At 60.7% G+C, this 23,079-nt stretch carries 21 protein-coding genes; 17 read left to right on the top strand and 4 right to left on the bottom strand.

The genetic code is table 11. The annotated features are described in order from the left end of the window. Positions 1 to 136: 136 nt before the first annotated feature. Both DBQ51_RS06335 and DBQ51_RS06330 read left to right on the top strand, forming a co-directional pair. The gene (locus DBQ51_RS06335; RefSeq protein WP_082397169.1) at positions 137 to 484 is read left to right on the top strand and encodes a PadR family transcriptional regulator; all 348 of its coding nucleotides are present in this window, start codon (positions 137 to 139) and stop codon (positions 482 to 484) included. Then, positions 471 to 1,934 carry a permease prefix domain 1-containing protein gene (locus DBQ51_RS06330; protein WP_107631049.1) on the top strand — a complete coding sequence of 488 codons (1,464 nt, stop codon included), beginning with the start codon at positions 471 to 473 and terminating at the stop codon, positions 1,932 to 1,934. The genes DBQ51_RS06335 and DBQ51_RS06330 overlap by 14 nt, the downstream gene beginning before the upstream one ends. A gap of 418 nt (positions 1,935 to 2,352) precedes the next feature. Here DBQ51_RS06330 and DBQ51_RS17110 read toward each other — a convergent pair whose 3' ends face one another. Then, complete coding sequence (locus DBQ51_RS17110; protein WP_242977847.1) at positions 2,353 to 2,610, bottom strand: hypothetical protein; 258 nt, start codon at positions 2,608 to 2,610, stop codon at positions 2,353 to 2,355. A 263-nt stretch (positions 2,611 to 2,873) separates the two neighbouring features. Here DBQ51_RS17110 and DBQ51_RS06320 point away from each other — a divergent pair, with 263 nt between their 5' ends. The 4 genes from DBQ51_RS06320 to DBQ51_RS06305 all read left to right on the top strand — a co-directional run bounded on the left by DBQ51_RS06320 (position 2,874) and on the right by DBQ51_RS06305 (position 6,491). Beyond that, a complete protein-coding gene (locus DBQ51_RS06320) occupies positions 2,874 to 3,368 on the top strand; it encodes an RNA polymerase sigma factor (protein WP_107631048.1) in 495 nt (164 codons plus the stop codon). Next, positions 3,352 to 4,455 (top strand): DUF4179 domain-containing protein, encoded by a 1,104-nt coding sequence (locus DBQ51_RS06315; protein ID WP_107631047.1) that lies wholly within the window; start codon positions 3,352 to 3,354, stop codon positions 4,453 to 4,455. The genes DBQ51_RS06320 and DBQ51_RS06315 overlap by 17 nt, the downstream gene beginning before the upstream one ends. A 110-nt stretch (positions 4,456 to 4,565) precedes the next feature. Beyond that, the gene (locus DBQ51_RS06310; RefSeq protein ID WP_054327488.1) at positions 4,566 to 5,495 is read left to right on the top strand and encodes a DnaD domain-containing protein; all 930 of its coding nucleotides are present in this window, start codon (positions 4,566 to 4,568) and stop codon (positions 5,493 to 5,495) included. Between the two features lie 3 nt (positions 5,496 to 5,498). Next, complete coding sequence (locus tag DBQ51_RS06305) at positions 5,499 to 6,491, top strand: ATP-binding protein (protein ID WP_054327487.1); 993 nt, start codon at positions 5,499 to 5,501, stop codon at positions 6,489 to 6,491. A 686-nt stretch (positions 6,492 to 7,177) separates the two neighbouring features. Here the strand turns inward: DBQ51_RS06305 and DBQ51_RS06300 are convergent. Continuing rightward, the gene (locus DBQ51_RS06300; RefSeq protein ID WP_107631046.1) at positions 7,178 to 7,681 is read right to left on the bottom strand and encodes a superoxide dismutase family protein; all 504 of its coding nucleotides are present in this window, start codon (positions 7,679 to 7,681) and stop codon (positions 7,178 to 7,180) included. A gap of 113 nt (positions 7,682 to 7,794) precedes the next feature. On the opposite strand from DBQ51_RS06300, the gene DBQ51_RS06295 reads away from it, so the two are divergent. The 6 genes from DBQ51_RS06295 to DBQ51_RS06270 all read left to right on the top strand — a co-directional run bounded on the left by DBQ51_RS06295 (position 7,795) and on the right by DBQ51_RS06270 (position 13,177). Then, the gene (locus DBQ51_RS06295; protein ID WP_054327485.1) at positions 7,795 to 8,613 is read left to right on the top strand and encodes a P-loop NTPase; all 819 of its coding nucleotides are present in this window, start codon (positions 7,795 to 7,797) and stop codon (positions 8,611 to 8,613) included. Continuing rightward, positions 8,610 to 9,053 (top strand): NifB/NifX family molybdenum-iron cluster-binding protein, encoded by a 444-nt coding sequence (locus tag DBQ51_RS06290; protein ID WP_107631045.1) that lies wholly within the window; start codon positions 8,610 to 8,612, stop codon positions 9,051 to 9,053. The genes DBQ51_RS06295 and DBQ51_RS06290 overlap by 4 nt, the downstream gene beginning before the upstream one ends. A gap of 245 nt (positions 9,054 to 9,298) precedes the next feature. Further along, entirely contained in the window at positions 9,299 to 10,549 is a 1,251-nt protein-coding gene (locus tag DBQ51_RS06285; RefSeq protein ID WP_147574187.1) for a DapH/DapD/GlmU-related protein, read from the top strand. 36 nt (positions 10,550 to 10,585) lie between these two features. Continuing rightward, entirely contained in the window at positions 10,586 to 11,545 is a 960-nt protein-coding gene (locus DBQ51_RS06280; protein WP_054327482.1) for a ribose-phosphate diphosphokinase, read from the top strand. A 108-nt stretch (positions 11,546 to 11,653) separates the two neighbouring features. Next, positions 11,654 to 12,181, top strand: a complete 528-nt coding sequence (locus DBQ51_RS06275; RefSeq protein WP_054327481.1) for a dihydrofolate reductase family protein — start codon at positions 11,654 to 11,656, stop codon at positions 12,179 to 12,181. Between the two features lie 210 nt (positions 12,182 to 12,391). Next, a complete protein-coding gene (locus DBQ51_RS06270; RefSeq protein WP_107631044.1) occupies positions 12,392 to 13,177 on the top strand; it encodes a TIGR00282 family metallophosphoesterase in 786 nt (261 codons plus the stop codon). A gap of 3 nt (positions 13,178 to 13,180) precedes the next feature. Here the strand turns inward: DBQ51_RS06270 and DBQ51_RS06265 are convergent, their stop codons facing one another. Beyond that, positions 13,181 to 14,875 carry a DUF975 family protein gene (locus DBQ51_RS06265; RefSeq protein WP_159068084.1) on the bottom strand — a complete coding sequence of 565 codons (1,695 nt, stop codon included), beginning with the start codon at positions 14,873 to 14,875 and terminating at the stop codon, positions 13,181 to 13,183. 60 nt (positions 14,876 to 14,935) lie between these two features. Between DBQ51_RS06265 and DBQ51_RS06260 the strand changes: the two genes are divergently transcribed. Both DBQ51_RS06260 and DBQ51_RS06255 read left to right on the top strand, forming a co-directional pair. Beyond that, positions 14,936 to 16,117, top strand: coding sequence for a metallophosphoesterase (locus DBQ51_RS06260; protein ID WP_107632143.1), 1,182 nt, complete (start codon positions 14,936 to 14,938; stop codon positions 16,115 to 16,117). Positions 16,118 to 16,375: 258 nt separating this feature from the next. Then, positions 16,376 to 18,250, top strand: a complete 1,875-nt coding sequence (locus tag DBQ51_RS06255) for a DUF4914 family protein (protein ID WP_054327476.1) — start codon at positions 16,376 to 16,378, stop codon at positions 18,248 to 18,250. Between the two features lie 57 nt (positions 18,251 to 18,307). On the opposite strand, the gene tsaA is transcribed toward DBQ51_RS06255, so the two are convergent. Beyond that, positions 18,308 to 18,988 (bottom strand): tRNA (N6-threonylcarbamoyladenosine(37)-N6)-methyltransferase TrmO, encoded by a 681-nt coding sequence (gene tsaA / locus DBQ51_RS06250; protein WP_107631042.1) that lies wholly within the window; start codon positions 18,986 to 18,988, stop codon positions 18,308 to 18,310. A gap of 163 nt (positions 18,989 to 19,151) precedes the next feature. Between tsaA and DBQ51_RS06245 the strand changes: the two genes are divergently transcribed. The 3 genes from DBQ51_RS06245 to DBQ51_RS06235 all read left to right on the top strand — a co-directional run bounded on the left by DBQ51_RS06245 (position 19,152) and on the right by DBQ51_RS06235 (position 22,906). Next, positions 19,152 to 19,832 (top strand): response regulator transcription factor, encoded by a 681-nt coding sequence (locus tag DBQ51_RS06245; protein ID WP_054327475.1) that lies wholly within the window; start codon positions 19,152 to 19,154, stop codon positions 19,830 to 19,832. A 3-nt stretch (positions 19,833 to 19,835) separates the two neighbouring features. Continuing rightward, on the top strand, positions 19,836 to 21,287 hold the full coding sequence (locus DBQ51_RS06240) for a HAMP domain-containing sensor histidine kinase (RefSeq protein ID WP_107631041.1): 1,452 nt from the start codon (positions 19,836 to 19,838) through the stop codon (positions 21,285 to 21,287). A 149-nt stretch (positions 21,288 to 21,436) separates the two neighbouring features. After that, complete coding sequence (locus tag DBQ51_RS06235) at positions 21,437 to 22,906, top strand: S1C family serine protease (protein WP_054327473.1); 1,470 nt, start codon at positions 21,437 to 21,439, stop codon at positions 22,904 to 22,906. The last annotated feature ends 173 nt before the right edge of the window (positions 22,907 to 23,079 follow it).

Below are 23,079 nucleotides of genomic sequence, written 5' to 3'. Positions count from 1 at the left end.
TAGTTTTCTATATCTTCAGCATAACCGAAAGGGATGCGTTTGTCAAGCATGCGCGAGGGAGGAAAAAGGCTTGACATATATCGATTGTCTACATATAATAAACATATCGAATATCGATATATGGGAGGATGGAATCATGGCAATCGACAAAAGCCTGCTGGCAGGCAGTACGGGGCTTCTGATCCTGCGTCTGCTGGAGGAGGGCGACCTGTACGGCTACCAGATGATCGAGCGCCTGCGCGAGCGGTCGGACGACACCTTTTCCCTCAAGGCGGGTACGCTGTACCCGCTGTTGCACACATTGGAGGTGCAGGGGCTGGTGCGCTCCTACGAGCGGGCAGCGGACGGTGCGCGCGTGCGTAAGTATTACCGCCTGACCGACCTGGGGCATACCCGTCTGGCGGAAAAGACCGAGGAGTGGCGGCGGTTTTCCGGCGCGGTCGAGCGTGTGCTGAAGGGGGGAGAAAGCCATGCGTTTGCCTGAATGCATGCGGCGGCAGATGATCCGTCTGCTGGAGTGCGACGCGGCTGAGCGCGCGCAGACCTCCGCAGAGCTGGACTCGCTGTCCGCGGATTATGACGAGCCGCCGCTGCCTGAAGCCTTGCATGACTGGCTGAACGATGCGACTGGACAGATGCGTTGGAAGCGGGCGCGTCCGGTTGCGGCAGAGGAGCTGACCGACCACCTGAGAGACCAGTACGAAGCCTTCCGGTCCGAAGGCATGGGAGAGGACGAAGCCGCGCAGGCAACCATCCGCGAAATGGGCGACGCGGTGGAGGCCGGCACACGGCTGGATAGCGCGTGGCGGCCGCGGCCGGACTGGGTGATGCTGGTGATCGTGCTGGCAACAACGGCGGCGGGGCTGGCGCTCCAGTACATCCTGCGGCAGCCGTTTTGCGCATGGATGGGGATACCACCGGAGAACAGCCTGGCAAACCAGTTCTTTTATTTTGCGATCGGCACTGGGCTGCTGTTTTTGGGGTATTTTATGGATTACACCATACTGGGGCGGCATATCCGTCTGCTGTATGCGCTGTGGCTGGCGGTCGGACTGTTTTTGGCGTTCAGCCCGTGGCGCGTGGAATATAACGGACGGCTTTTCTACACGGCACAGTGGATATGGTTTTTTCCGGTGCTGTTCGCGGGCGTGCTGTACAGCCAGCGCGGCAGGGGGGCGGAGGGCGTCCGCAACTGCCTGCTGAGCCTGCTCGGTATGTGGTTTCTGGCGTATATCACGCCGTATATGTCGGCCCTTGGCATATTGACCGTGGTCTGCTGCGGGATGCTGGTGATGGCGGTGCGGCGCGGCGCGTTCGGCAGGTGTACCAGGGGCAGGCTCGTATTGGCGGTATCGCCGCTGCTGGCCCTGCTGGGATATTTCCTGTTTCTGCTGTATGCCGTACCGCATGTGCGGGAGCGCTTGGCGTTGGTGTTCCATCCGCAGGCGGATGCGTCAGCAGCAGGCTATCAGGGCTCCGCGATCCAGTACATCATGTTCGGCATCCCGTTTGCGGGCAGCGGAACGATTGACGGCGCACAGTGGATCAAGCTGGACGGCGCGGGCGATTGGATGCTGCTGTCGGTCAAATACCTTTGGGGTTGGACGGCCGTTTTCCTGCTTTTAGCAGCGGTTTTGCTGCTGCTTGCATGGGGCTTCCGCATTGCGCGGCGGCAGAACGGTCTGCTCGCGCGCAGCGTGTGCATGGGCGTGATGTTCACTTTTGCGCTGCAGGCCGCGCTGTATGTGCTGCAAAACTGCGGCATCATCGTGTTCGCGTCCCACGGCCTGCCGCTGCTGTCTTACGGCGGCATATATCTGTGCCAGACCATGCTGCTGCTCGGCCTACTGCTCTCCGCACAGCGGTCGGGCGGGCTGGAACGCGCGGAACAACAGCGGCCCGCGCTGCGGAAAACGGCCGGTTCCGTGCGGTAAAGTCTGCGCGATTATAGTAAAATAGCCGCAAAGCGGCTATTTTACGTTTATTTTACTTCCGATTCCCGTTTGTGTTCCCAAAGCAGAATAAGGATTCATATATTTTCGCCATTGCTTCGGCGGTCAATTTCTCACGGTGTTTTATTTTCCTGACCGGCCGCTTCTCTCTGCTTGCAGGCATGGAAAATGGCAGTCGATTTTTTCGGCTGTCCTTGTGGCTGGATTATTTAGTTTTGTTGTATATTGTTCGAAAAATAGGGAGTTGCATTATTCTATAATGTTCTCTATATAGCTATAATCAATTCTTCCCTTTATGACAGAATAGAAAAATAGGTCTTTCCGAATAGTGTCAACGGAATTGATGATAAAGTTGTTCCAACCATCTGCTTCATTGCCATTAGATAAGTAAATTGTCATCTTAAAACCATATCCTGTATAGCCAACAGGGGGGTTTTGTTCTCTTTACTTCAATATCATTCAAGTCATCAATACTATATTGAAATTGCCCTTTATCTTCAATATGTGTCCCGTTTCCGCTATTACCATTAAAAACAACAATTTCCATAACTTCTTTAGGGTCTAAATTCATCAAGTCATTTGGAGTATTATACCACGCGGCAACCCCTAAAATCAGAATGAGTACGCCTGCTAAAGATATGGATACTTCCTTTTTCATATTCGCTCGGACCTCTTTATCAAATTCGGATTTGCCGCTCTGTTTTTTAGAAAAGGTATAGCACAAGATTATGAGCCGGTCCATATCGCTTCATCCTGCCGGCCGCTGTGGTATAATAGGGACAGCCTGCAACCAGGCTGCCCTTTTCTTTGCCCAAAAAAATTTTCTCCCGCTGTCAGGAATGGCGCACACCATTCGTATTGTAGGTGAAGCGACGTTGCTGACACAGCCGGTCGGCTGTTCCCAAAGGAGTTGATAAATCCATGAGACAATTCGATCAGGAAGAGGCCGAACGGCTGGTGAACGCCTATTCCGACCTGATCCTGCGGCTTTCTTATACCTACCTGAAATCCACGCACGACGCGGAGGACATCAGCCAGACCGTATTCCTCAAGCTGCTGACGGGCGGGCAGGCCTTCGACAGCCCCGCGCACGAAAAGGCGTGGATCATTCGGGCAGCCGCTAACGCCTGCAAGGACCTGCTGCGCAGCGCAGGGCGGCGGCGCACGGTGGGGCTGGAGGCCGTGGCGGAGGCGCCGGCGCCAGAATCGCCGGAATCCTGCGTGCTGGACGCGGTGATGGCGCTGCCGGATAAATACCGCGAGGCGGTGTATCTGTATTATTACGAGGGCTATTCCGCGAGAGAGATCGGCGCGCTGCTCGGCCGCAGCGAAGCGGCGGTGAACGCGCACCTGAGCCGCGGCCGGAACAGGCTGCGTACCATGTTGGGAGGCGAATGTTGTGAACACGGAGTATAATGATAACAGAGAGTATAAAAACGCGCTCGACGGGCTGCGTTTTTCCGAGGAGGCAAAGGCAAGGATGGCAAAGAGACTGATGGATACCATGGAGCGGCCGGAACAGGCGCCTGAGACGCGGCGGCGCGTCCGCCGCATGCCGCGCATCGCTGTGATCGGCGTGGCGGCGGCGCTGGCGCTGGGTGTGGGCGCGAGCGCGACCGGCGTACTCAAAACCGCGGGCGAGGCGTTCGCGGGCGTGTTCGGTCCCACGGCGGATACCGAGATTATCGACAAGATCGGCCGGCCGGTCGGCGCGAGCGACACGGATAATGGCGTGACCGTCACCGCGGACGCCATTATCGGCGACAAGTACCACTACGCGGTCACCTATTCGATCGAAAAGAAGGACGGCGCCGTCTTTGATATTGACCTGACCGATACTGTGGGCGAGGGCCTGCTGCCGATGGGCTTTGCCGACGGGGATACCTCGCTGATGGGCTATTTCGGCGGCGCGCACGGCAGCTCGTACTTTTACGACGCCGATCCGGCAGACAACGCGATCCAGTATGTAGAAACGCGCGAGATCAGCGACGGCGAGGTGCGCGGCCACGCGGTGCGGGCGAAGTTCAGCGATCTGTGCGTGTATGCGGAGAACGATACGGGCGAGCTTGAGCGCCGCGTCATTGCCGAGGGCGACTGGTCGCTCAAGTTCAACCTGGATTTTGAGGATACCTCGGTCAGCCTGCCCGCGGGGCAGACATTCGAGCTGAACGGCATGAACGCCGTGATCGACGAGATCACGCTGTCCCCGCTGGCGCTGCGCGTGGACTACACGGTGGACAGCACGGTGCAGTGGGATGAAAACGCGCAGTCCGGCCGGCAGAGCGAGCATGATAGCGCGCAGATGCACAAATATTTTGAAAGCGTGCAGATCCTGGTGAACAGGAAGGATGGCGCCAGCATCGACCTGTCCAATGCGGGCGGCAGCATCCGTCCCGAGGGCGGCAAGACCGTCTGCCAGAAGGGTGATATTTTCACCGAGATCATCCCGATTGAGGAGATCGCGTCGCTCACGGTCGCCGGTATGGAGATACCGGTGCAGTAACAGGATACCGCCGGAAAGGGGCTGCATTGATGCGGCCCCTTTTGTGTTTGCCCCAACGCATCGGGTGTGTTATAATAAAAGACAATCCCGATCTGGAAAGGAAATGAGCCATGGCCCCCACCTCTGTACTGCTCCCCGAGGGCGAGCTGCGCGTCGCGCGCTGCGATATGCTGGACAAGCTGATCGCGGTCGGCGATGGAGACGCGGCGCTCCTTTATCTTTATATTCTGCGGCACGGAGGCGCGGCGGACGCGAAAGTGGCCGCGCGGGTGCTGCACCTATCCGGAGAGCGGTATGAACGCGCGGCGTTCACTTTGAACCAGCTCACCGCGCCGGTGCAGGTGTCGGAGACGGACAAGCCTGCGGATGCGCCGCAGTATACGACGGACGAGTTGCGCCGCGCGCGCATGGACGACCACCGCTTCGCGGCCGTCTGCGAGAGCGCGGAGGCCACGCTCGGCCGGACGCTGACCGAGGGGCAGCTCCGCTGCCTGTTGACCGCATACGATCATTTGGGGCTGGACGCGGGGGCGATCATTGAACTGCTGTCCTATCTGAAAAAGGAGAAAGGCACGGTGCGCCTGGCCGATATCAAGCGCGAGGCTTACCAGTGGGCGGATATGGGGATCGTGACCGCGCCGGACGCGCAGCAATACCTGGCGCGTAGGGTGAACGAAAAGCCGCTCAGCGACGCGGTCTATCGGGCGCTTGGCGCCGACCCCGCGCAGCCCGCGCCCAAGGAGCAGCGCGTCTGCCGGTTCGCGCTGGCGCACGGCTTCCCGCCGGAGGCGGTCGAGTTGGCCGTGCGCCGCACGGACAGGCACCAGGGCCGCAGGAGTTTGGATTATACGCTCGGCATCCTGCGCAAGTGGGACGCGGGCGGGGTACATACGGTCAGCGAGATCACCGCGCTCGAACCGGAAGCGCGCGCGGTGGTCGGCCAGACCACCGCCCAGCCGACCGATAGCGCCACACTGGCCGCGTGGGAGCAGGATTGGGCCGCGCGCGTGCGCAGCCACCGCCGCAAAACGGAGGAATAATCTATGGCATATGATAAAAAGGTCCTCGCCGCCGCCCGCCGCGAGCTGGAGCGCGACCGCGCCGCCCGTGCGGGCGAGCTAGAGGCGCGTCGGCGCGAGATATACGCCCGCGAGCCGCGCGTCCGCGCGATCGACCGCGAGCTGGGTACGACCGCCGCGGCCGTACTCAGGGCCGCGCTCGAATCCGGCGGCGATCCCTCTGCCGCGATTGAACAGTTGCGCGTCCGAAACCTTGCCCTGCAGGAGGAACGGGCTGCGCTGCTGCAACAACTCGGCCTGCCGGCTGATTACCTGACGGACAAGCCGATGTGCGCGGCCTGCGGGGACACGGGCTACGCGGGCAGCGCGGTCTGCGCCTGCGTGCGGGAGCGGTACGCCCGTCTCCTCAAAGAGCGGCTGTCCGATATCCTGCCGATCCAGGACCAGAATTTTGCAAAATTCAATATGGCGTATTATTCCACCCGTCCGGATGCGCGGCTTGGCCTGTCCCCGCGCGAAAATATGGAATATAACCTGGACGAATGTAAGGCATACGCGGCGCGGTTCGGAAAGGATTCCCCCAACCTGCTGCTGTACGGCTCGACCGGCCTGGGCAAGACGTTTTTATCCACCTGCATTGCGGAGGCCGTGTCCGCGCGCGGCTTTTCTGTGGCGTATGACACGGCGATCAACATTGTCGCGGCCTATGAAACGATCAAATTCGGCAACGGCGACGGGGAGGCCGCCGCAGAGCGCGCGGCGCGATATGAGCGCGCGGACCTGCTGATTATCGATGACATGGGGACCGAAATGGGGACGGCGTTCACGGTTTCCGCGCTGTACAACCTGATCAATAACCGCCTGATGGCTAAGCGGCCGATGATCGTCAACACCAACCTTCTGCCGGAAACGCTGGGCGAGAAGTATTCGCCCGCCGTAGCCTCCCGCCTGCTGGGGGAATTTATGGCGTTGCGCTTTTTTGGGGACGACATCCGCCTGCTGAAAAAGAAAATGTAAACAATTCTTTCACAGGACGTTCAAATTCTGTTCATATATTCGCGGGGGAAATGGGGTATACTAAGCATGTCGATAAGGGAAGCCGCAATCCCGAATCGACAAGCAGCCTACCGATCTTTTATTTCTCTTTTACCCCCCTTTATTTTGTGAAATGACCGAAAAAGCCCTGGTTCCGTTTCCCCCATGGAACCGGGGCTTTTTCCCGTTCCGCAGAGGAAGCGCTTTGTAAAAAACCTTTTAAAGTCTGTTCAAAAGTTATTCACATATTCGGGCGCGGGCTGCGGTATACTATAACCGTCGAAAGGAATTGGAACGTTCCTGGAAGACAACCTCTTATTACACCTATTTCCCCTTTCTTTCATCTTTTCTTTTATCCTCTTTTTGAGAGCAACGGCTGCGCCCGGCTTCCATTTCCCCCATGGAGGCCGGGCGTTTCCCGTTTACTGGAAGCGCTGGAACGGACGGCCAAAAATCTTTCACAGCCTGTTCAAAATCTATTCACACATTCCGCGGCAAAGCGCGGTATACTGAATACGTCAGCAAGGGAAGCCGCAATCCCGAAGCTGACAGCCTACCGATCTTTTTATTTCTCTTTTACCCCCTTTTTTTGAATCTGTGTAGTGAACTGGCAAAGCGCCGTTGTCTCGTTTCCCCCAACGAGGCAGCGGCGCTTTCCATTTGCAGGGCTAACGCCTGGTCGGCGTGATTACACCACACGCGATTTTAGCGCCAGCGTTGCCGGAAGGCTGGGTCGTGAAATCGTCCGACTGGCTGTGTACGATAACGGTCCGGCCGAGAATATCCGGCACGCGGAAGCGGTCGGTCAGCACAGCCATCCATGCGAAGCCGGTCAGGTCCGCAAACAGCGGCGGCAGGTCGCCCGCGTGATAGGGGTGCGGGCATCCGGCGGGATTGTAGTGTGTTCCCGCGCCGACAAACGGGTCGCTAGCGTTGCCGGTGCAGGACGAGCCCTCGTGGATGTGCAGCGCAAAAATGGGCTGCGCACAGGCCATGCGCGTGACCGGCAGGCCGCGTACGGCGGCTGTGACCAGCACGCCCTGCGGCGTCTGGTAAAACGAAACGGTGCCTTCGATGCGTCTCCCGTCCGGCGCGGCCTGCAGCACGGCGGCCGCGTCCGGAAGCCGGTTTTGGATGACCGAGGCAAAATATTGTGAATTGGTTTGTTTCATGGTTGATTCCCTCCGTAAATCATCCTATGCGGCTGCGATTGCCCTTGCGAAAGACGCGGGGATGCGGTATACTAAAAATCAGGCAAGAAAAGATATGTTAGGAGTTGTTAACTATGGGTTGTTCGCATAACTGCGATTCCTGCTCCGCGGGCTGCGGCGGCGAAAAGAGCCTCAAAGTCGCGGCCAATCCCGCGGCAACGGTCAGAAAGGTGATCGGCGTCGTTTCCGGCAAGGGCGGCGTAGGCAAAAGCCTGCTGACCTCGATGCTGTCGGTCGGCATGACGCGCAGGGGCTATACCTGTGGAATTCTGGACGCCGACATTACGGGGCCGTCCATTCCCAAGACGTTCGGTGTGCATGACAAACTGGAGGGCTGCGAGGAGGGCATCCTGCCCGCGCGCAGCGAAGGCGGCGTGCAGATGATCTCGATTAATCTGGTGCTGCCGAACGAGGATGATCCGGTCATCTATCGTGGGCCGATCATCGCGGAAACGGTCAAGCAGTTCTGGTCAGATGTGATTTGGGACGACGTGGATTTCCTGTTCGTCGATATGCCGCCCGGCACGGGCGATGTGCCGCTAACCGTGTTCCAGTCCCTGCCGGTGGACGGCATTCTGGTCGTCACCTCGCCGCAGGACCTGGTTTCGATGATTGTGGGCAAGGCGGTCAAAATGGCAAAGATGATGAATATTCCGCTGATCGGTGTGGTCGAGAATTACAGCTATCTCGCCTGTCCGGACTGCGGCAAGCATATTCCGGTGTTTGGGGAGAGCCGTGTGGACGCGGTTGCGGCGGAGTACGGGCTGCCCGTGCTGGCCAAGCTGCCTATCGACCCGAAGCTCGCCGCAGCGGTCGACGCGGGCAGGATAGAGGACGCTAAGCTGCCGGACGAGCTGGCCGGCGCGCTGAAAGCGGTGGAGGATATCCGATGAACATCGGCGTAGCATATGAAAACGGGCGGATCGCGGGCAATCTGGGTGATTGCCGCACGTTCCTGATTGTTTCTGCGGAGGACGGGAACCCGACAGGCAAGCGCCTTGCCGCGGTGGAAGGCGGGAATACGACCGACCTGATCAAAATGGTGAGCATGGAAAAGGTGGACGTGCTGATCTGCGGCGCGCTCGGCCTTGCGCTGCGCAACGCGCTGGAGATGATCGGCGTGCTGCTTGTGCCGGGCTGCGAGGGAGCGGCGGAAGAAGCGGTCGCCAAGTTCCTGGTGGGCGAAAAACAGGGCGACCCGACCCTGCTGGAGATCGGCCGTGAGGAGGATCCGGACGATCCGATGGCGTGCATGCACGACTGTGCGAAGTGCGCGGGCTGCGGCCCGATCGAGATCCTCCGCCAGATACCCGCGGAGGAAGCGGGGGAATAAGGCATAAACGGCGTGTTCCTTGGGGCGCGTCGTTTTTTCAGATGAAAAAGAGTTCGCGCTGCTGGTCCGCCCGGTGCGAGGGTTTGGCATCGGCATGGGCGTGCATCGGGCATAGGGATGCAAAAACGGACGGGGGAAATCGTATTTTTCTCCAAAAATACCGATGCAATTTGCACGGGAGTGTTGTATAATACTCGTGTAACTGAAAAATGGGCGATTGCGCCCAGAACGAAAGGATTTTCAGGATGATGGATATTTCCGCCGCCCTGGTTGGCGGTCTGTTTGACGAGGATGGCGTTCCGGCCTACGCCCGTCCGGTGCTGTTCGGCACGGCGGGGGATGCGGTAAGCGCCTATCTGCCCGACGCGGTGGGTGCGCGCTTTTTCGTGCAGGGAGAAGGCGAGCCGCAGGTTGCGGGGACAGTGTGCGTCGCGGCGCAGGAGGACGGCCGTTTTGCCGCGCTAAAAGCGCTGCCCGCATGCGGGCATGTGCTGGTGATCGCGGCGCCGTTTGCCCTGACTGAACAGGATGCGCTGTACCATCTGGTGCAGACGCATACGGCCGCCGGCTATGGCGTGAGCGTGCTGGCCGCCGAGCAGCAGGGCTTTGACGCGGAGGGGCAGCCCCTCCCGCACGACGAGCGCTGCGTTGTGGCGGTATTTGCCTATGAGGTGCTGCAGAAGGCGCTGGCGGCGGGTTCGGATTCGCTGGACAGCCTGGTCGCCGCGGCGGTCGCCGCGGGCGCGCAGAAAGGCGTTGCGGTCACAAACGAGATTGTTGAGATCCGCGACGGGGGCTCGGCGTTTATCGCGTTCCGAGCCATGGTCAATCAGGTCAACTTCGGCCTGATCGAACAGGGCGTGCAGATTTTCGACCCCGCGAACACCTATATCGCGCCGGACGCTGAGATCGCCCCGGGCGCCACCATCCTGCCCGGCTGCCATATCCGTTCGGGCTGCAAGGTGGGTGCGGGTGCGGTCATCGGACCGAATTCCATTCTGGAAAAAGCGGAGATCGGCGCGGGTACCACGGTCAACAATTCCCAGGTGTACGAGTCCACGGTCGGCGCGCACGCCACGGTCGGCCCGTTCGCCTATATCCGCCCGCAGTGCGTGGTGGGCGACCATTGCCGCATCGGGGATTTTGTTGAGCTGAAAAAATCCTCCATCGGCAACGGCACCAAGGTGTCGCACCTGACCTATATCGGCGACGCGACCGTCGGCGAGCGGGTCAACTTCGGCTGCGGCACGGTGGTTGTCAATTACGACGGATATCACAAAAACCAGACCGTGATCGGGGACGACTGTTTTATCGGCTGCAATACCAACTTGGTTTCGCCTGTCACGCTGGGCGACCGCGTGTTCACCGCGGCCGGCACCACGGTGACGAAAAACGTGCCGGATGGCGCGCTGGCGGTCGCGCGCGCGCGGCAGACTACGCTCGAGGGATGGAACGACCGCCGCCGCGCGGCGCACGAAAAAGAAAAGGACCAATAAAACAGACATAAAAAATATGACGGAGGGGCAAATCGAATGATTTCTCACGGAAAAAACATTAAAATCCTGTCCGGCAACTCGCATCCGGCGCTCGCCATGCAGATCGCGTCGGCGCTCGGCCTGCCGATCGGCAAATCCCTGATCTCCACCTTTGCGGATGGGGAGATTTCGGTGTCCATTATGGAATCGGTGCGCGGCTCGGATGTGTTCCTGGTGCAGTCCACCTGCGGTCCGGTGAACAACAACCTGATGGAGCTGCTCATCATGATCGATTCCTGCAAGCGCGCGTCCGCGGGCCGCATCACGGCGGTCATCCCGTATTTCGGCTATGCGCGGCAGGACCGTAAGAGCAAGGCACGCGACCCGATCTCCGCCAAGCTGGTGGCCAACCTGATCACGGCCGCGGGTGCGGACCGCGTGCTGACCATGGACCTGCATGCGGCGCAGATCCAGGGCTTTTTCGACATACCGGTGGACAATATGCTCGGCTCCTCCGTACTCATCCCGTATATCGCGGGCAAGTTCGGCGTCGGCACGGACGATACGGTTATCGTCTCGCCCGACCTCGGCTCGGTCACGCGCGCGCGGAAATTCACCGAAAAGCTGGACATGCCGCTTGCGATTATCGACAAGCGCCGCCCCAAGGCGAACGTGTCCGAGGTCATGAACATCATCGGCAACGTCGAGGGGAAGAAATGTATCCTGGTGGACGACCTGATCGACACCGCCGGCACGCTGTGCCATGCGGCGGACGCGCTGGTGGAAAAGGGTGGCGCGACCGAGGTGTACGCCTGCGCCACGCACGGCGTGCTCTCCGGCCCCGCGATCGAGCGCATCAAGGACAGCCCGATCAAGGAGCTGGCGATCCTGGATACCATCCCGCTGGCGAGCGAGAAAAAGCTGGACAAGATTAACGTCCTGTCCGTGGCGCCAGTGTTTACTGAGGCGATCGCGCGTATTTACGAGGAAGTATCGGTATCGACGCTCTTCGACTGAGCAGCGGGGCGGCCCTTTGTTAAAAATGCCGCGCAGGCTGCGGCTTGAAATGAGAATGGGGGAGGCGGACAGTCGGTTGTCCGCCTCCTTTTTAAGAAAGGAGCGTATATGCGGAAAGCGGTTGCCTATCTGGCGGTCAGCCTGGATGGATATATCGCGGACGCAGACGGCGGCGTGGGCTGGCTGGGCGCGTTTGCAGACGAGCAGGAGGACAGAGGTTACGAGGCGTTTGTGCAGAGCGTGGACACGGTCGTGATGGGCGGGCGGACCTACCGCCAGGTCGCGGAAGAACTCTCGCCCGGCGCGTGGCCGTACGAGGGGCTGGATTGCTGGGTCTGGACGCAGCAAAACGGCCCGCTGCCTCACGCGCGCCGTATTGAGGGCGGGCTGGCGGCCTGGCTGCATGCGGAAAAGCAAAAGGCTGGCAGGGGGATCTGGCTGTGCGGCGGCGCGGCGCTGATCGCGGCGGCATCGGACGCGGGCGAGGTCGACCGCTGGCACCTGACCGTGCTGCCCGTCCTGCTGGGCGGTGGCATCCGGCTGTTTCCCGAGGGGCGGGCGCAGCGCCTGCGTCTGGTTTCCGTGCGGCAGGTGGGCGGTGCCGCAGAGCTGATCTATGAGCCGGCGATGGGGTAAAATACCGGTGCAACGCACCGTAGTGGACAAAAGCGTCCGGCTGGTATGCCGGACGCGAGGTGATGACATTCGGAGAAAAGCTCAAAGCAATTCGCATCCAAGCGGAATGCTCGCAGGAGGAGACGGAAACAACCGGAGGGAGCCGCTGCTGGGACATTTCTCTGTATGATATTGTGGCGCAGCTGCGAAAAACAAACAAGAGGTGAAGCAATGAAAGTATTGGCGGTTGGCGACGTGGTCGGCGAGGCGGGGATCGATACCCTGCACGGCCTGCTGCGCCGCGTCAAACGGGAACACGGGGCGGATTTTGTCATTGTCAACGGTGAAAACGCCGCAGGGCGCGGCATCATGCCAAAGCAGGCGGACGATATTTTTTCCGCGGGCGCGGATATCATCACGCTGGGCAACCATGCGTTTTCCAAGCAACAGATCGCGCCCTATCTGGATGAGCATCCGGACGTGCTGCGTCCGGCCAACCTCGCCCCGCAGAGCCCGGGGCGAGGCTGGGGCGTTTTCGACGGGCCGCGGGGCTTGCGCCTGCTCGTGATGAACCTGATCGGCCGCTGCGATATGCACTACGGGCCGGACAACCCGTTCCTGTGCGCGGATAAAATCCTGCGCGAGGCGGCGGGACAGTACGATATCGCGCTCGCCGAGATCCATGCAAACGCCACCAGCGAAAAGCTCGCCATGGGCTATTATCTGGATGGGCGCGCGGCCGCGGTCTGGGGGACGCACACCCATGTGCAGACCGCGGACAACCGCGTCAACCCCAAGGGCGCGGGCTATATCACGGATATCGGCATGACCGGTCCGGTCGTGTCCGTGCTGGGGGTGTGCGTGGAGCAGTCGGTCGCCATGTTCCGCGGCGACCTGACTGAATATTTCAAAACCGCCCCCGGCGACTGTGCGCTTTCGGGAGCGGTCTTTACGATCGGACGGGACGGCAGATGCGCGTCCGTCGCCCGCGTATGGGAACGGTGGGCCGTCCGCTAAGGGCTATTCGGACAGGATGGCGGTTACAGAATCGTTTGCAGCTTCGGGCAGCAGGGCGTCCCTGGCGGCGTCCTGCTGCCAGTCGTTATAGTCCGTGATGCCCTCGCCCGCGTTCGGGTGGAAGTGCGAGTACGCCAGGTCGGCCACGAACAGCGTAAGCAGCACGGCGCACAGCGTGTTCTGCCGGGCAGGGGAGAGCCGGTCGAGCAGCCCGCCGAGCAACGGACCGGCGAAATATACGACCGCGCAGCAGCCCAGGCCGAAGATCACCGCGCCCTCCAGGCAGATACGGCCATTCAGGTTCATGAAGTAGCCGCTGTAATCCCACCAGCGGATGCCCTTGGTGACCTCCAGATACCAACTGGAGAAATACTCGATGACCGAGCAAAGCACCATGGAGACCAGGAAGGTCGCCACCGGACGGATGAACAGCTTTTTCAGCAGCAGGAGCACGAGCGCGCCGCCCGCGCCGTAGATGGGTAGCCAAGGGCCGAGCATCGTGCCGCGGTTGACGAACATGCCCTTGGTGACGATGTGCAGCGCGACCTCCCAGACCCAGCCGATGAACGCGAAAGTGAAGAACAGCAGGATAAGCGTGCGCAGGCCGTAATGCCGGTTATAGTCCAGCTTGTGACGCTGGGCGTAGTGGAACACCGGATCCTCCGGTAGGCGCACGTCCGCGTCGGGCAGGCGGGGCTTTTCGCCCGCCGGCGCCGTCTCGCCGAAAGCGGGGACCACAAACAGGGCGGAAAGTGGCGTGCCCGCGTCAAGCTGCGCCTGCCGAAGTGCGGCGTACAGGCCTGCGTCGGTGGCGGAGCGGTAGCCGTTGACGAACAGCAGGGACAGCAGTCCGGCCGCTGCCGCCGCGAGCGACTGGCACAGCGCGACATCGCCGGTCGCCAGGCCGATGGCCGTTCCGAGCACGGTGGAGGCCAGCAGAGGTAAAAAGGTCCAGTGCAGGTAGAACGTCAGGTCAAGCACGAAGCAGCGCCATTTATTGCCCCGCATCATCTGGCGGGACAGACGGAGCGTCTCGGCGGGCCTGGCCTGCGGGTTTTCCGCCAGGATATACGGCACCATGCGGTAGGAGTACAGCTTGACCGGAAAGCCGACGATGGTACACGCCCACAGCAGCAGGAACAGCGAGCGCAGGAACATGCCCTTTGCCACGTTCCGCCAGCAGCCGTGCTGGAAAGGCGTGAACATCGCAGCGATGCTGATATTGTCGCGCACGCGGCTTTCCAGCAGGAAGCGCCGCGCGCCCACGCTGACTGCGCTCAGTACCCAGATGGAGAACCACAGCCCGCCTGCGATGCCAAGCGCGGCCAGCGCGATATCCAGCCAGCCTGCGAACCGCGAGCGCTCGAGCAGCGCAAAAAACGCGGAGAACGGCGCGGTAAGTGTATCAAAGGCCGGCGCGAGGCTCTGGTCAGCCGCGGCCCACATGGGGTGCGTGCCGTCCATCGGGTCGATGCGCAGCCATTCGAGCAGCAGCTCCCAGTTGGACAGGCTGGCCGCCTGGATCGCGACCTGGTCGTCCGGCAGCATGGCGGATGGGTCAAACTGGCCGATGAAATCCGCCGACCCCGCAAATTCCGCGCCCGTGAAGGCGAGGATAAAGCATACTGCGACCGTAGCGGCCCAGTTCCGCAAAAACTGCCGCTTACCGCGCCGCTTGAGTTCTTTTCGTTGCCACATAAAAATTGCTTTCCCTTTTTGTTTTTTGTGAATTTGACAAATTATGATGGAGTTTTGACAATGCTTGCCTTTATTCTCGCACCTTTTTATAGTTTCGTCAATGTATTTTTGGCGCGCTGGGTGCTGCGATGGACGGGTGCGTGCCATCGGGTGTTCGGCACGCGGGCGTTCCGCGTGTTGTTCCTGGCCGTTTACAGCTTTGCCGCCTTGACCCCGCTGACTGGCTTTCTGGTGCAGTCCCCGCCCGCGCTGCGGCGGCTGCTCAAGCAGGTAAGCAATTACTGGCTGGGCTGGATGCTGTACCTCCTCCTTGCCGTGCTGGCGGTGGAGGCGCTCCTGGCCTGCCTGCGCCGCATCCAGCGCAGGGACTTCGCGCAAATGCAGCGCGTGCGGCAGGTGCAGGGCGGCGCCGCCCTGGCGCTGGTGTGCGCGGTGTGCCTGTACGGCATGGCCAACGCCCGTACGCTGCGCGTGACGGAGTATGCGGTCACGCTGGAGGGCGCGGGGGAAGACATGACCGTCGCGCTGCTGGCCGACCTGCATCTCGGCTACAGCACCGACCCTGCCTATATCGAGCGGGCAGCGCAGGCGGTGAACGATATGCAGCCCGACCTGATCGTGGTCGCGGGGGATATCTTTGACAATGAATACGAAGCCGTGCCGGAGCCTGACCGCATCGCGGCGGCGCTGGCTTCCATGCATAGCACATACGGCGCTTATGCATGCTGGGGCAACCACGACCTGTCTGAGCCGATCCTGGCGGGCTTTACCTGGGACACCGAGGATGAGGAGAAAAACGACCCCCAAATGGCCGGTTTCCTGCGACGCGCGGGGATAAATCTGCTGGAAGATGAAAAAGTTACATTAAAAAACGGCGTCCAGCTCGTCGGCCGCAAGGACCCTTCGCGGGACAGGAAATTGGGGGATGAACGGCTCAGTCCTGCAGAATGGGCTGGCCTGCTCGAACCAGAAAAGCCCGCTTTCGTGATCGACCATCAGCCGAAGGAGCTGGAGGCGCTGGCCGAGGCGGGCTTTGATCTGGATTTGTCCGGACATACGCATGACGGACAGGTGTTTCCCAGCAACCTGATCATGGGTTTTTTGTGGGAAAATCCCTGCGGAATGGTGCAAATAAAGGACATGTTTTCGATTGTCACGTCCGGTTTAGGGGTGTGGGGACCGGATATGCGGGTCGGTACGGCAAGCGAGGTCGTAAAAATCAGTGTGCATTTTGGGGGATAATGCACGGAATACAGGTGTCCATATGAGGGAAACACACGAAAATGGAACGCTGAATTTGTACATAGTGCAAGAACTTGAGAGAAAGCTTGCAAAAATTCGAAAATTTATTGACGGCGCCCCAGGTTTTGATGTATGCTATAAATGAACTACAATAGGCCTTGGCAAATTATGTGAAAAAATTGTCGAAGCCGTGTATGGCACACCGATCGAGCGCGTGGGAAACCGCCGGAAAACGGTGTGAAAGGAGGAAAAGAACAGATGAACCAGTTGCTGAAAAAATTTACTTTTACAGACGAACTGACCGATGTCATCGAAAACTGTAAGGGCGTATCCGTGCCAACCAGCAAGGCGGAGCTGTACGACATGGTGTTCGGTCCGGACAAAGCCGATGTATATGACGTTGTGTTCGACGTTCCGGGCAAGGGTCCGGTGAAGGAAGCGGACGTGACCCGCTGCAAGAACGGCGCTTCGGTCAACTTTGTGGAGGACTACATGCGCCGCCGCGAGCCGGACTGCATGCGCATCGCCGACGATAAGCCGACCGATAAAAAGCGTTTCGCCGACGTTTACGGCTATCCCTTCAGCGACCTGCGGAAAGAAACCATGGAGTGGTTCAAGACGCAGGAGCTTATCCTCATGCCGTTTAACTCGGGCGGCAATATCTACGGCTACGGCTCCATGCTGGTCTGCCCCAAGCCGTGCGCGTTCTTCGCGTTCGCGTTGGCACATCTGCAGGGCTTTGTTAACGCTGAGGAGACCGAGGGCTATAAGCCGCGCGCGATCGTTTACGTCGCGCCCCCGTTCCGCCACACCCACTTCGAGGGCAAGCAGGTCGTTGTACACAACCGTCTGGACGACTGCCACGAGGTGTTCTCCTACAACCTGTATCCCGGCCCGTCCGCGAAAAAGGGCGTGTACTCCGTGCTGCTCGATATCGGCGAGCAGGAGGGCTGGACTACCTGCCACACCTCCTGCGGCCGTCTGGTTACGCCGTATGAGAACGAAATGGTTATTATGCACGAGGGCGCGTCCGGCGGCGGCAAGAGCGAGATGCTGCAGGACATTGCCCGCGAGCCGGACAACCGTGTGCTGCTTTCCAAGAACACTGTGACCGGCGAGGAAACCTACCTCAACATGGGACAGACCTGTGCCATCGAGCCGGTGTGCGACGATATGGCGACCTGCTATCCGGCGGTCCAGAACAACTCCGGCAAGCTCGTCCTGGTGGACGGCGAGGACGGCTGGTTCCTCCGCATGGACGGCGTGACCCATTACGGCTGCGATCCGGTATACGAGCGCATCTGCACCGAGCCGAAGGAGCCGCTCTGCTTCTTCAACATGGAGGGCCACGCGGGCGCGACCCTGCTGATATGGGAGCATACGCTCGATTCCAACGGCAAGCCCTGCTCCAACCCGCGCGCGATCGTGCCGCGCTGGGATATCCCTCATATCGTCAAGGAGCCGGTAGAGGTTGACGTGCGCTCGTTCGGTGTGCGCATGCCCCCCTCCACCCGCGAGAACCCGAACTACGGCATCATGGGCATGATGCATATCATCCCGCCCGCACTCGCCTGGCTGTGGCGCCTGGTCGCGCCGCGCGGCTTCAACAACCCGTCCATTGTGACCGGCAACGAGCTGAAGAGCGAGGGCGTCGGCTCCTACTGGCCGTTTGCCACCGGTCTGCGCGTCAAGCAGGCCAATCTGCTGCTCGACCAGATCCTCAAGAGCCCGAACACCCGCTATGTGCTGATCCCGAACCAGCATATCGGCGTGTACAAGGTCGGCTTCGCGGCCGAGTGGATCAGCCGCGAGTACCTGGCGCGCCACGGCGGCGCGAAGATCCGCCGCGAGCATCTCGAGCCGGCGCGTTGCCCGCTGCTTGGCTACGCGATGAAGGATATGACCATCGACGGCCAGCGCATCCGCTCCAAGTACCTGCGCGTCGATACCCAGGACCGTGTGGGCGAGGATGGCTACGATGCCGGCGCGAAGATCCTGACCGACTTCTTCCGCAAGGAGGTTGCCAAGTTTGATACGCCGGATCTCGATCCGCGCGGCAAGCAGATCATCGACTGCTTCATGAACGGCGGCACGCTCGCGGACTACGAAGCGATCACCCCGACCAATCTTTGATCCGCGCGGCGGAAAGAATAACGCAAAACCGCTCAGGGGGATTCCCTGAGCGGTTTTTTAAGTGGGTGTGATGGAAAGCACGGTCAGCACGCCGCCCTCCACGGTGAAGTGCACCTCGAAGCCGGCGAACGGGAACCCGTAGACGCGGCCAGGTTCGTCCTGATAGCCGGGGCGCGGGTCCTGCGCGAGCACCGCAAGCAGGGACTGCCGCCGGCCGGCGGGCAGGCTGTCGAGCAGGCGGGGCGGGCAGGAAACCTGCACGGCGTCCGTGGGCAAGGCGAAGCCGCTCGAAGCCTCAGGATGCGCGTCCGTGTAGGCGAGGTAGGGCTTGATATCCAACAGGGGCGTGCCGTCCATCAGGTCGGCGCCCGACACATGGAGTACCGGCCCGTCCGGCGTCCACGGCTCGACGCGCTCCAGCCGAACCGAGGAAAGGCCGATGGCGTTCGGCCGGAACGGCGAGCGCGTCGCGAATACGCCGACGCGCCGGTTGCCACCGAGCTTGGGCGGGCGCACGGTAGGCGACCAGCCCTCCCGCATGGCTTCGGAAAACTGCCAGATCAGCCACAGGTGGGAAAAACCGTCGATCCCGCGCAGCGCGTCGGCGTTGCGGTAGGGGGGCTCGAATACGATGCGGGCCGGCGTGTCCGCCAGCCCGCTCTGGCGCGGGATGCCGAACTTGGTGGGGAAGTCGCTGCGGATGCGCGCGATGATGTGCATGGGGATGAGATGTGACATGGGGGTGGCTCCTCTGCTTTGGGGTTGTGTCCAGTATAGCATGCCCGCGGCGCCGGCGCAATCCGGCGGCGGAGGGTCCGCGCAGTCTTTTACAGATTGTTAATGCTTTTTCGAATGGAAAGCAGTATAATGGAAGCATACTATCGGAAAGCAGGGGAGAACAATGCCCAAAAAGATATTGATTGTTGAAGATGAAGCGAATATCCGCGAGCTGCTCCGTCTTTATCTGGAGCGGGAGGGCTATACCGTGATAGAAGCGGAAAACGGCGTTGAGGGGATCAAAAAGTGGAAGTCCGAAAAGCCGGACATGCTGCTGCTCGACGTGATGATGCCTGTGATGGACGGCTGGGCCGTCTGCAAGGAGATCCGCGCGGAAAGCGATGTGCCGATCATCATGCTGACCGCGAAGGGCGAGACCGCGGACCGCGTTTCCGGTCTGGAGATGGGGGCGGACGACTATATCGTAAAGCCGCTTGAAATGCCCGAGGTCATCGCGCGCGTGCGCGCGGTGTTCCGCCGCATGGCGCCGGATGACGCGCCGGAGAAGCTGTCTTTCGACAACCTGGTGATCGACAAGCAGGCCTATGACCTGGTCATCCGCGGCAAGCGTGTGGACGCGCCGCCCAAGGAGATCGAGCTGCTGTACTACCTCGCGTCCAGCCCCAACCGCGTGTTTACGCGTGCGCAGCTGCTTGACGATGTGTGGGGCTTCGATTACTTCGGCGATACCCGCACGGTGGATGTACATGTCAAGCGCCTGCGCGAAAAGCTGGAGGGCGTTTCGGATAAATGGGAGCTGAAAACGGTCTGGGGCGTGGGATACAAGTTCGAGACTAAGGAGTAAGCGATGGGCAGACACAGCTTTTTTTTTAAAAACTATGTGACGCACCTGGTGCTGATCGTATGTGCGTTTGCTATGGCGGGCGGTGTGTTTTACTATCAGATGAGCAACTACGCGCTTTCCGCCAAGCAGACCGAGCTGCGCACGACCGTGAAGAGCATCGCGGAGCAGACCGAGCTGCTGCGCGGCAGCACCTCGGAGGAGTTCGAGCAGTTTTACATCCTTTCGATCGCGCGCGTTGCCAAGGAGGACGCCATCACCGTGCTGGTCACGGATGAGGACGGTATCATCCAGATGGCCGCCGCGCCGGATGGAACGGCCTACACCATGCCAGGCTATATGATTCCGCCCGAGGTCACCAGCCAGGTGCGCACATCCGGCACGTATGCCGCGGTCGGGTCGCTCGGCGTGCTGACCGCGGCGTCGAGCTATACGGTCGGTACGACGGTGATCAATGAGACGGGTGAGATTACCGCTCTGGTGTTTGTCTCCGCGCAGGACCCGGAGACCGCGGGCGTGGTGCGCCACTCCACACAGACCCTGGTGCTGATCCTGCTGATTACGCTGGTGGTCCTGCTGATTATTTCGTTTATCATTTCGCAGCATGTCACCCGCCCGCTCAAGGTGATCGCGGCGGCGGCGAAGGAATTCGCGGCCGGCAATTTTGATGTGCGCGTGCCAGAGGACAACCGTTCGTATGAGATAGACGAGCTGGCGGTGTCGTTCAATAACATGGCGCGCGACCTGAACCAGCTCGAGGAGCTGACGCGCGGCTTCATCTCCAACGTCAGCCACGAGTTCAAGACCCCGATGACGACGATCGGCGGATTTGTGGATGGGATGATCGACGGCACCATCCCCCCCGACCAGCATGACAAATACCTGCGCATCATTGCCGAGGAGACGCGCCGCCTGTCCCGCATGGTGAACCGCATGCTGGATGCGGCCAAGATACAGTCGGGAGAGTTGCTGCTTGCGCCCGCGCCGTTCGATTTTTCCGAGATGACCAGCCAGATCATCCTTTCGTTCGAGCAGAAGATTGAAAAGAAGCGGCTCGACGTAGCGTGCGAGCTGGACGACCGGCTGATGGTCATGGGTGATCGCGACCATCTGTACCGCGTGGTATATAACCTGGTGGACAACGCGGTCAAATTCATCAATGAGGGCGGCCGGCTCACGCTGCGCGCCCATCCGGAGGGGACGTTCTGCGCCTTTTCCATCAGCAACACGGGCGCGGGTATTTCGGCGGAGGAGCTGCCGCATGTGTTCGACCGCTTTTACAAGGCCGACCGCTCGCGCTCCTTGGACAAGACAGGGGCGGGGCTGGGGCTGTATATCGTCAAAAACATCATCAACCTGCACGGCGGGGAGATTTCCGTCCGTTCGGATGACGGGGAAACCGAGTTCTCGTTTACGCTGCCGCTGGCCCCGCCGCAGCTGCCGGGCAGCAAACAATGACGCGCTGCGCGCAGCGGCGGAGGACCGGCCGGTCCTCCGCCGTTTTTTGCACACGGGGCCGAATTCATGATTTGTTCATATTGTTTTCAACAAACTGCCACAATGGCGGGGTAGAATGAAAGCACAAAACCGATAGGGAGGCCATTACAATGGACGACTTCAATAACAACTATACGCCGGCCCCGGGCGGCGATGACCATACTGAACCGCAGCAGCCCGTTATGGAGCCGCAGAATGAAACGCCAGCACAGCCGGCTCAGGGAACGCAGGAGACGCCGCGGGAAGAGCCGCAGGCATCCGGCGCGCCGCGCGCCGAAGAACCGCGCACTCCGTACCAGACGCCGGTGCAGCATCCAGCGTACCAGGCCCCATACCAGGCGCCGCATGCCGAACCGGCCGGCCAGCCGCAGCCGCCGAAAAAGAAGAAAGGGCGCGGGAAGGGCATTGTCATCGGCCTGTGCAGCGTCGCGGCGGCCTGCCTGCTGTTTGCAGGCGGTGCGGTGATCGGGCATATCGTTTCCAATAACGGCGGCGCGCCTGCGGGAGGCGGCACCACGGCGGGCAGCATGCCCACCGTGCAGATATCCGACACGCCGGAATACGATCCGGATAATTACGACGTGGTCAACGGTCTGGCGGGCGAGGAGATCTACAAAAAAGTAAGCCCGTCGATCGTATCGGTCATTGCGACCGGTGGCAGCGGGTCGGGCGTTATCATGAGCGAGGACGGGTACATCATCACCAATAACCATGTTGTCGAGGACGCGGAGCAGGTGATGGTCCAACTCAGCGACGGGACGCAGATGCCGGCCGAGATCATCGGCACGGACGAGCAGACCGACCTGGCGGTACTCAAGGTGGAGCCGGACGGGACGCTTACGGCGGCCGAGTTCGGCAATTCGGATGAGCTGCAGCCCGGCGAATATGCGTACGCGCTCGGTTCGCCCGGCGGCGTGCAGTTTGCCAACACGATCACGGGCGGCCGCATTTCCGCGATCAACCGCGACGTGACCATCAACGACCGCGTGATGACCCTGATCCAGACCGACGCTTCTATTAACCCGGGCAACTCGGGCGGCGCGCTGATTAACAAATACGGGCAGGTGGTCGGCATTACCTCTGCCAAGCTTTCGAGCAATGCGTTCAGCGAGGCGTCGATCGAGGGCATGGGCTTCGCCATCCCGATCAACATGGCCAAGGAGGTCGTCGATGAGCTGATTGTCAACGGCTATGTCGCGGGGCGTCCGTCCATCGGCATTTCGGGATATAATGTGGAATCCGCGGACGGTAGCATCGCGGGCGTGCAGGTGGACTCGATCGACTCGCGCGCCAAGGCGGCCGACGAGGGGCTGCAGGTTGGTGACGTCATTGTAGCGGTGGATGGTACGCCTACCCCGACCATGGACGACGTGAATGAAGTCAAGGAAGACAAAAAGGCAGGCGACAAGATCACGTTGACGGTTTACCGCATTTCGACCGGCAAACGGCTCAACGTCACGATCACACTGATGGACGCGCACGACCTGGAGGGCGAGGATCCGGCTGCGCAGGACGCGCAGAGCCAGCAGGATGATGGTTCGCAGTATTACCAAAGCCCGTTTCCGTTCTTCGGCTGGTAACGTACCTCACTGAACGCATACGGATTTCAGTGAGGTGGGACGCACCGCGGCGCGGCCGCGGATGCGTCCAAAGCTCCGGCGCGCGCAGCGCGCGAAGCCTTACTCCACACTGGTATAAAAGCCGAGGCGCTTGTCCTCGGCTTTTATGAAAACAGGCCGCTTCTGCGGCCTGT

It is taken from the genome of Agathobaculum massiliense, assembly GCF_900291975.1.
Classification (GTDB): domain Bacteria; phylum Bacillota; class Clostridia; order Oscillospirales; family Butyricicoccaceae; genus Agathobaculum; species Agathobaculum ammoniilyticum.
This window is presented reverse-complemented; position numbering and strand designations above follow the sequence as displayed.

Excerpts from the sequence above, each read along its gene's own strand:
- DBQ51_RS06275 (WP_054327481.1), top strand. The coding sequence starts at position 11,654 with ATGCGGAAAGCGGTTGCCTATCTGGCGGTCAGCCTGGATGGATATATC.
- DBQ51_RS06260 (WP_107632143.1), top strand. The coding sequence starts at position 14,936 with ATGCTTGCCTTTATTCTCGCACCTTTTTATAGTTTCGTCAATGTATTT.
- DBQ51_RS06245 (WP_054327475.1), top strand. The coding sequence starts at position 19,152 with ATGCCCAAAAAGATATTGATTGTTGAAGATGAAGCGAATATCCGCGAG.
- DBQ51_RS06255 (WP_054327476.1), top strand. The coding sequence starts at position 16,376 with ATGAACCAGTTGCTGAAAAAATTTACTTTTACAGACGAACTGACCGAT.
- DBQ51_RS06240 (WP_107631041.1), top strand. The coding sequence starts at position 19,836 with ATGGGCAGACACAGCTTTTTTTTTAAAAACTATGTGACGCACCTGGTG.
- DBQ51_RS17110 (WP_242977847.1), bottom strand. The coding sequence starts at position 2,610 with ATGAAAAAGGAAGTATCCATATCTTTAGCAGGCGTACTCATTCTGATT.
- DBQ51_RS06290 (WP_107631045.1), top strand. The coding sequence starts at position 8,610 with ATGAACATCGGCGTAGCATATGAAAACGGGCGGATCGCGGGCAATCTG.
- DBQ51_RS06305 (WP_054327487.1), top strand. The coding sequence starts at position 5,499 with ATGGCATATGATAAAAAGGTCCTCGCCGCCGCCCGCCGCGAGCTGGAG.
- DBQ51_RS06285 (WP_147574187.1), top strand. The coding sequence starts at position 9,299 with ATGATGGATATTTCCGCCGCCCTGGTTGGCGGTCTGTTTGACGAGGAT.
- DBQ51_RS06235 (WP_054327473.1), top strand. The coding sequence starts at position 21,437 with ATGGACGACTTCAATAACAACTATACGCCGGCCCCGGGCGGCGATGAC.
- DBQ51_RS06270 (WP_107631044.1), top strand. The coding sequence starts at position 12,392 with ATGAAAGTATTGGCGGTTGGCGACGTGGTCGGCGAGGCGGGGATCGAT.
- DBQ51_RS06310 (WP_054327488.1), top strand. The coding sequence starts at position 4,566 with ATGGCCCCCACCTCTGTACTGCTCCCCGAGGGCGAGCTGCGCGTCGCG.
- DBQ51_RS06280 (WP_054327482.1), top strand. The coding sequence starts at position 10,586 with ATGATTTCTCACGGAAAAAACATTAAAATCCTGTCCGGCAACTCGCAT.
- DBQ51_RS06295 (WP_054327485.1), top strand. The coding sequence starts at position 7,795 with ATGGGTTGTTCGCATAACTGCGATTCCTGCTCCGCGGGCTGCGGCGGC.
- DBQ51_RS06335 (WP_082397169.1), top strand. The coding sequence starts at position 137 with ATGGCAATCGACAAAAGCCTGCTGGCAGGCAGTACGGGGCTTCTGATC.
- DBQ51_RS06330 (WP_107631049.1), top strand. The coding sequence starts at position 471 with ATGCGTTTGCCTGAATGCATGCGGCGGCAGATGATCCGTCTGCTGGAG.
- tsaA (WP_107631042.1), bottom strand. The coding sequence starts at position 18,988 with ATGTCACATCTCATCCCCATGCACATCATCGCGCGCATCCGCAGCGAC.
- DBQ51_RS06265 (WP_159068084.1), bottom strand. The coding sequence starts at position 14,875 with ATGTGGCAACGAAAAGAACTCAAGCGGCGCGGTAAGCGGCAGTTTTTG.
- DBQ51_RS06300 (WP_107631046.1), bottom strand. The coding sequence starts at position 7,681 with ATGAAACAAACCAATTCACAATATTTTGCCTCGGTCATCCAAAACCGG.
- DBQ51_RS06320 (WP_107631048.1), top strand. The coding sequence starts at position 2,874 with ATGAGACAATTCGATCAGGAAGAGGCCGAACGGCTGGTGAACGCCTAT.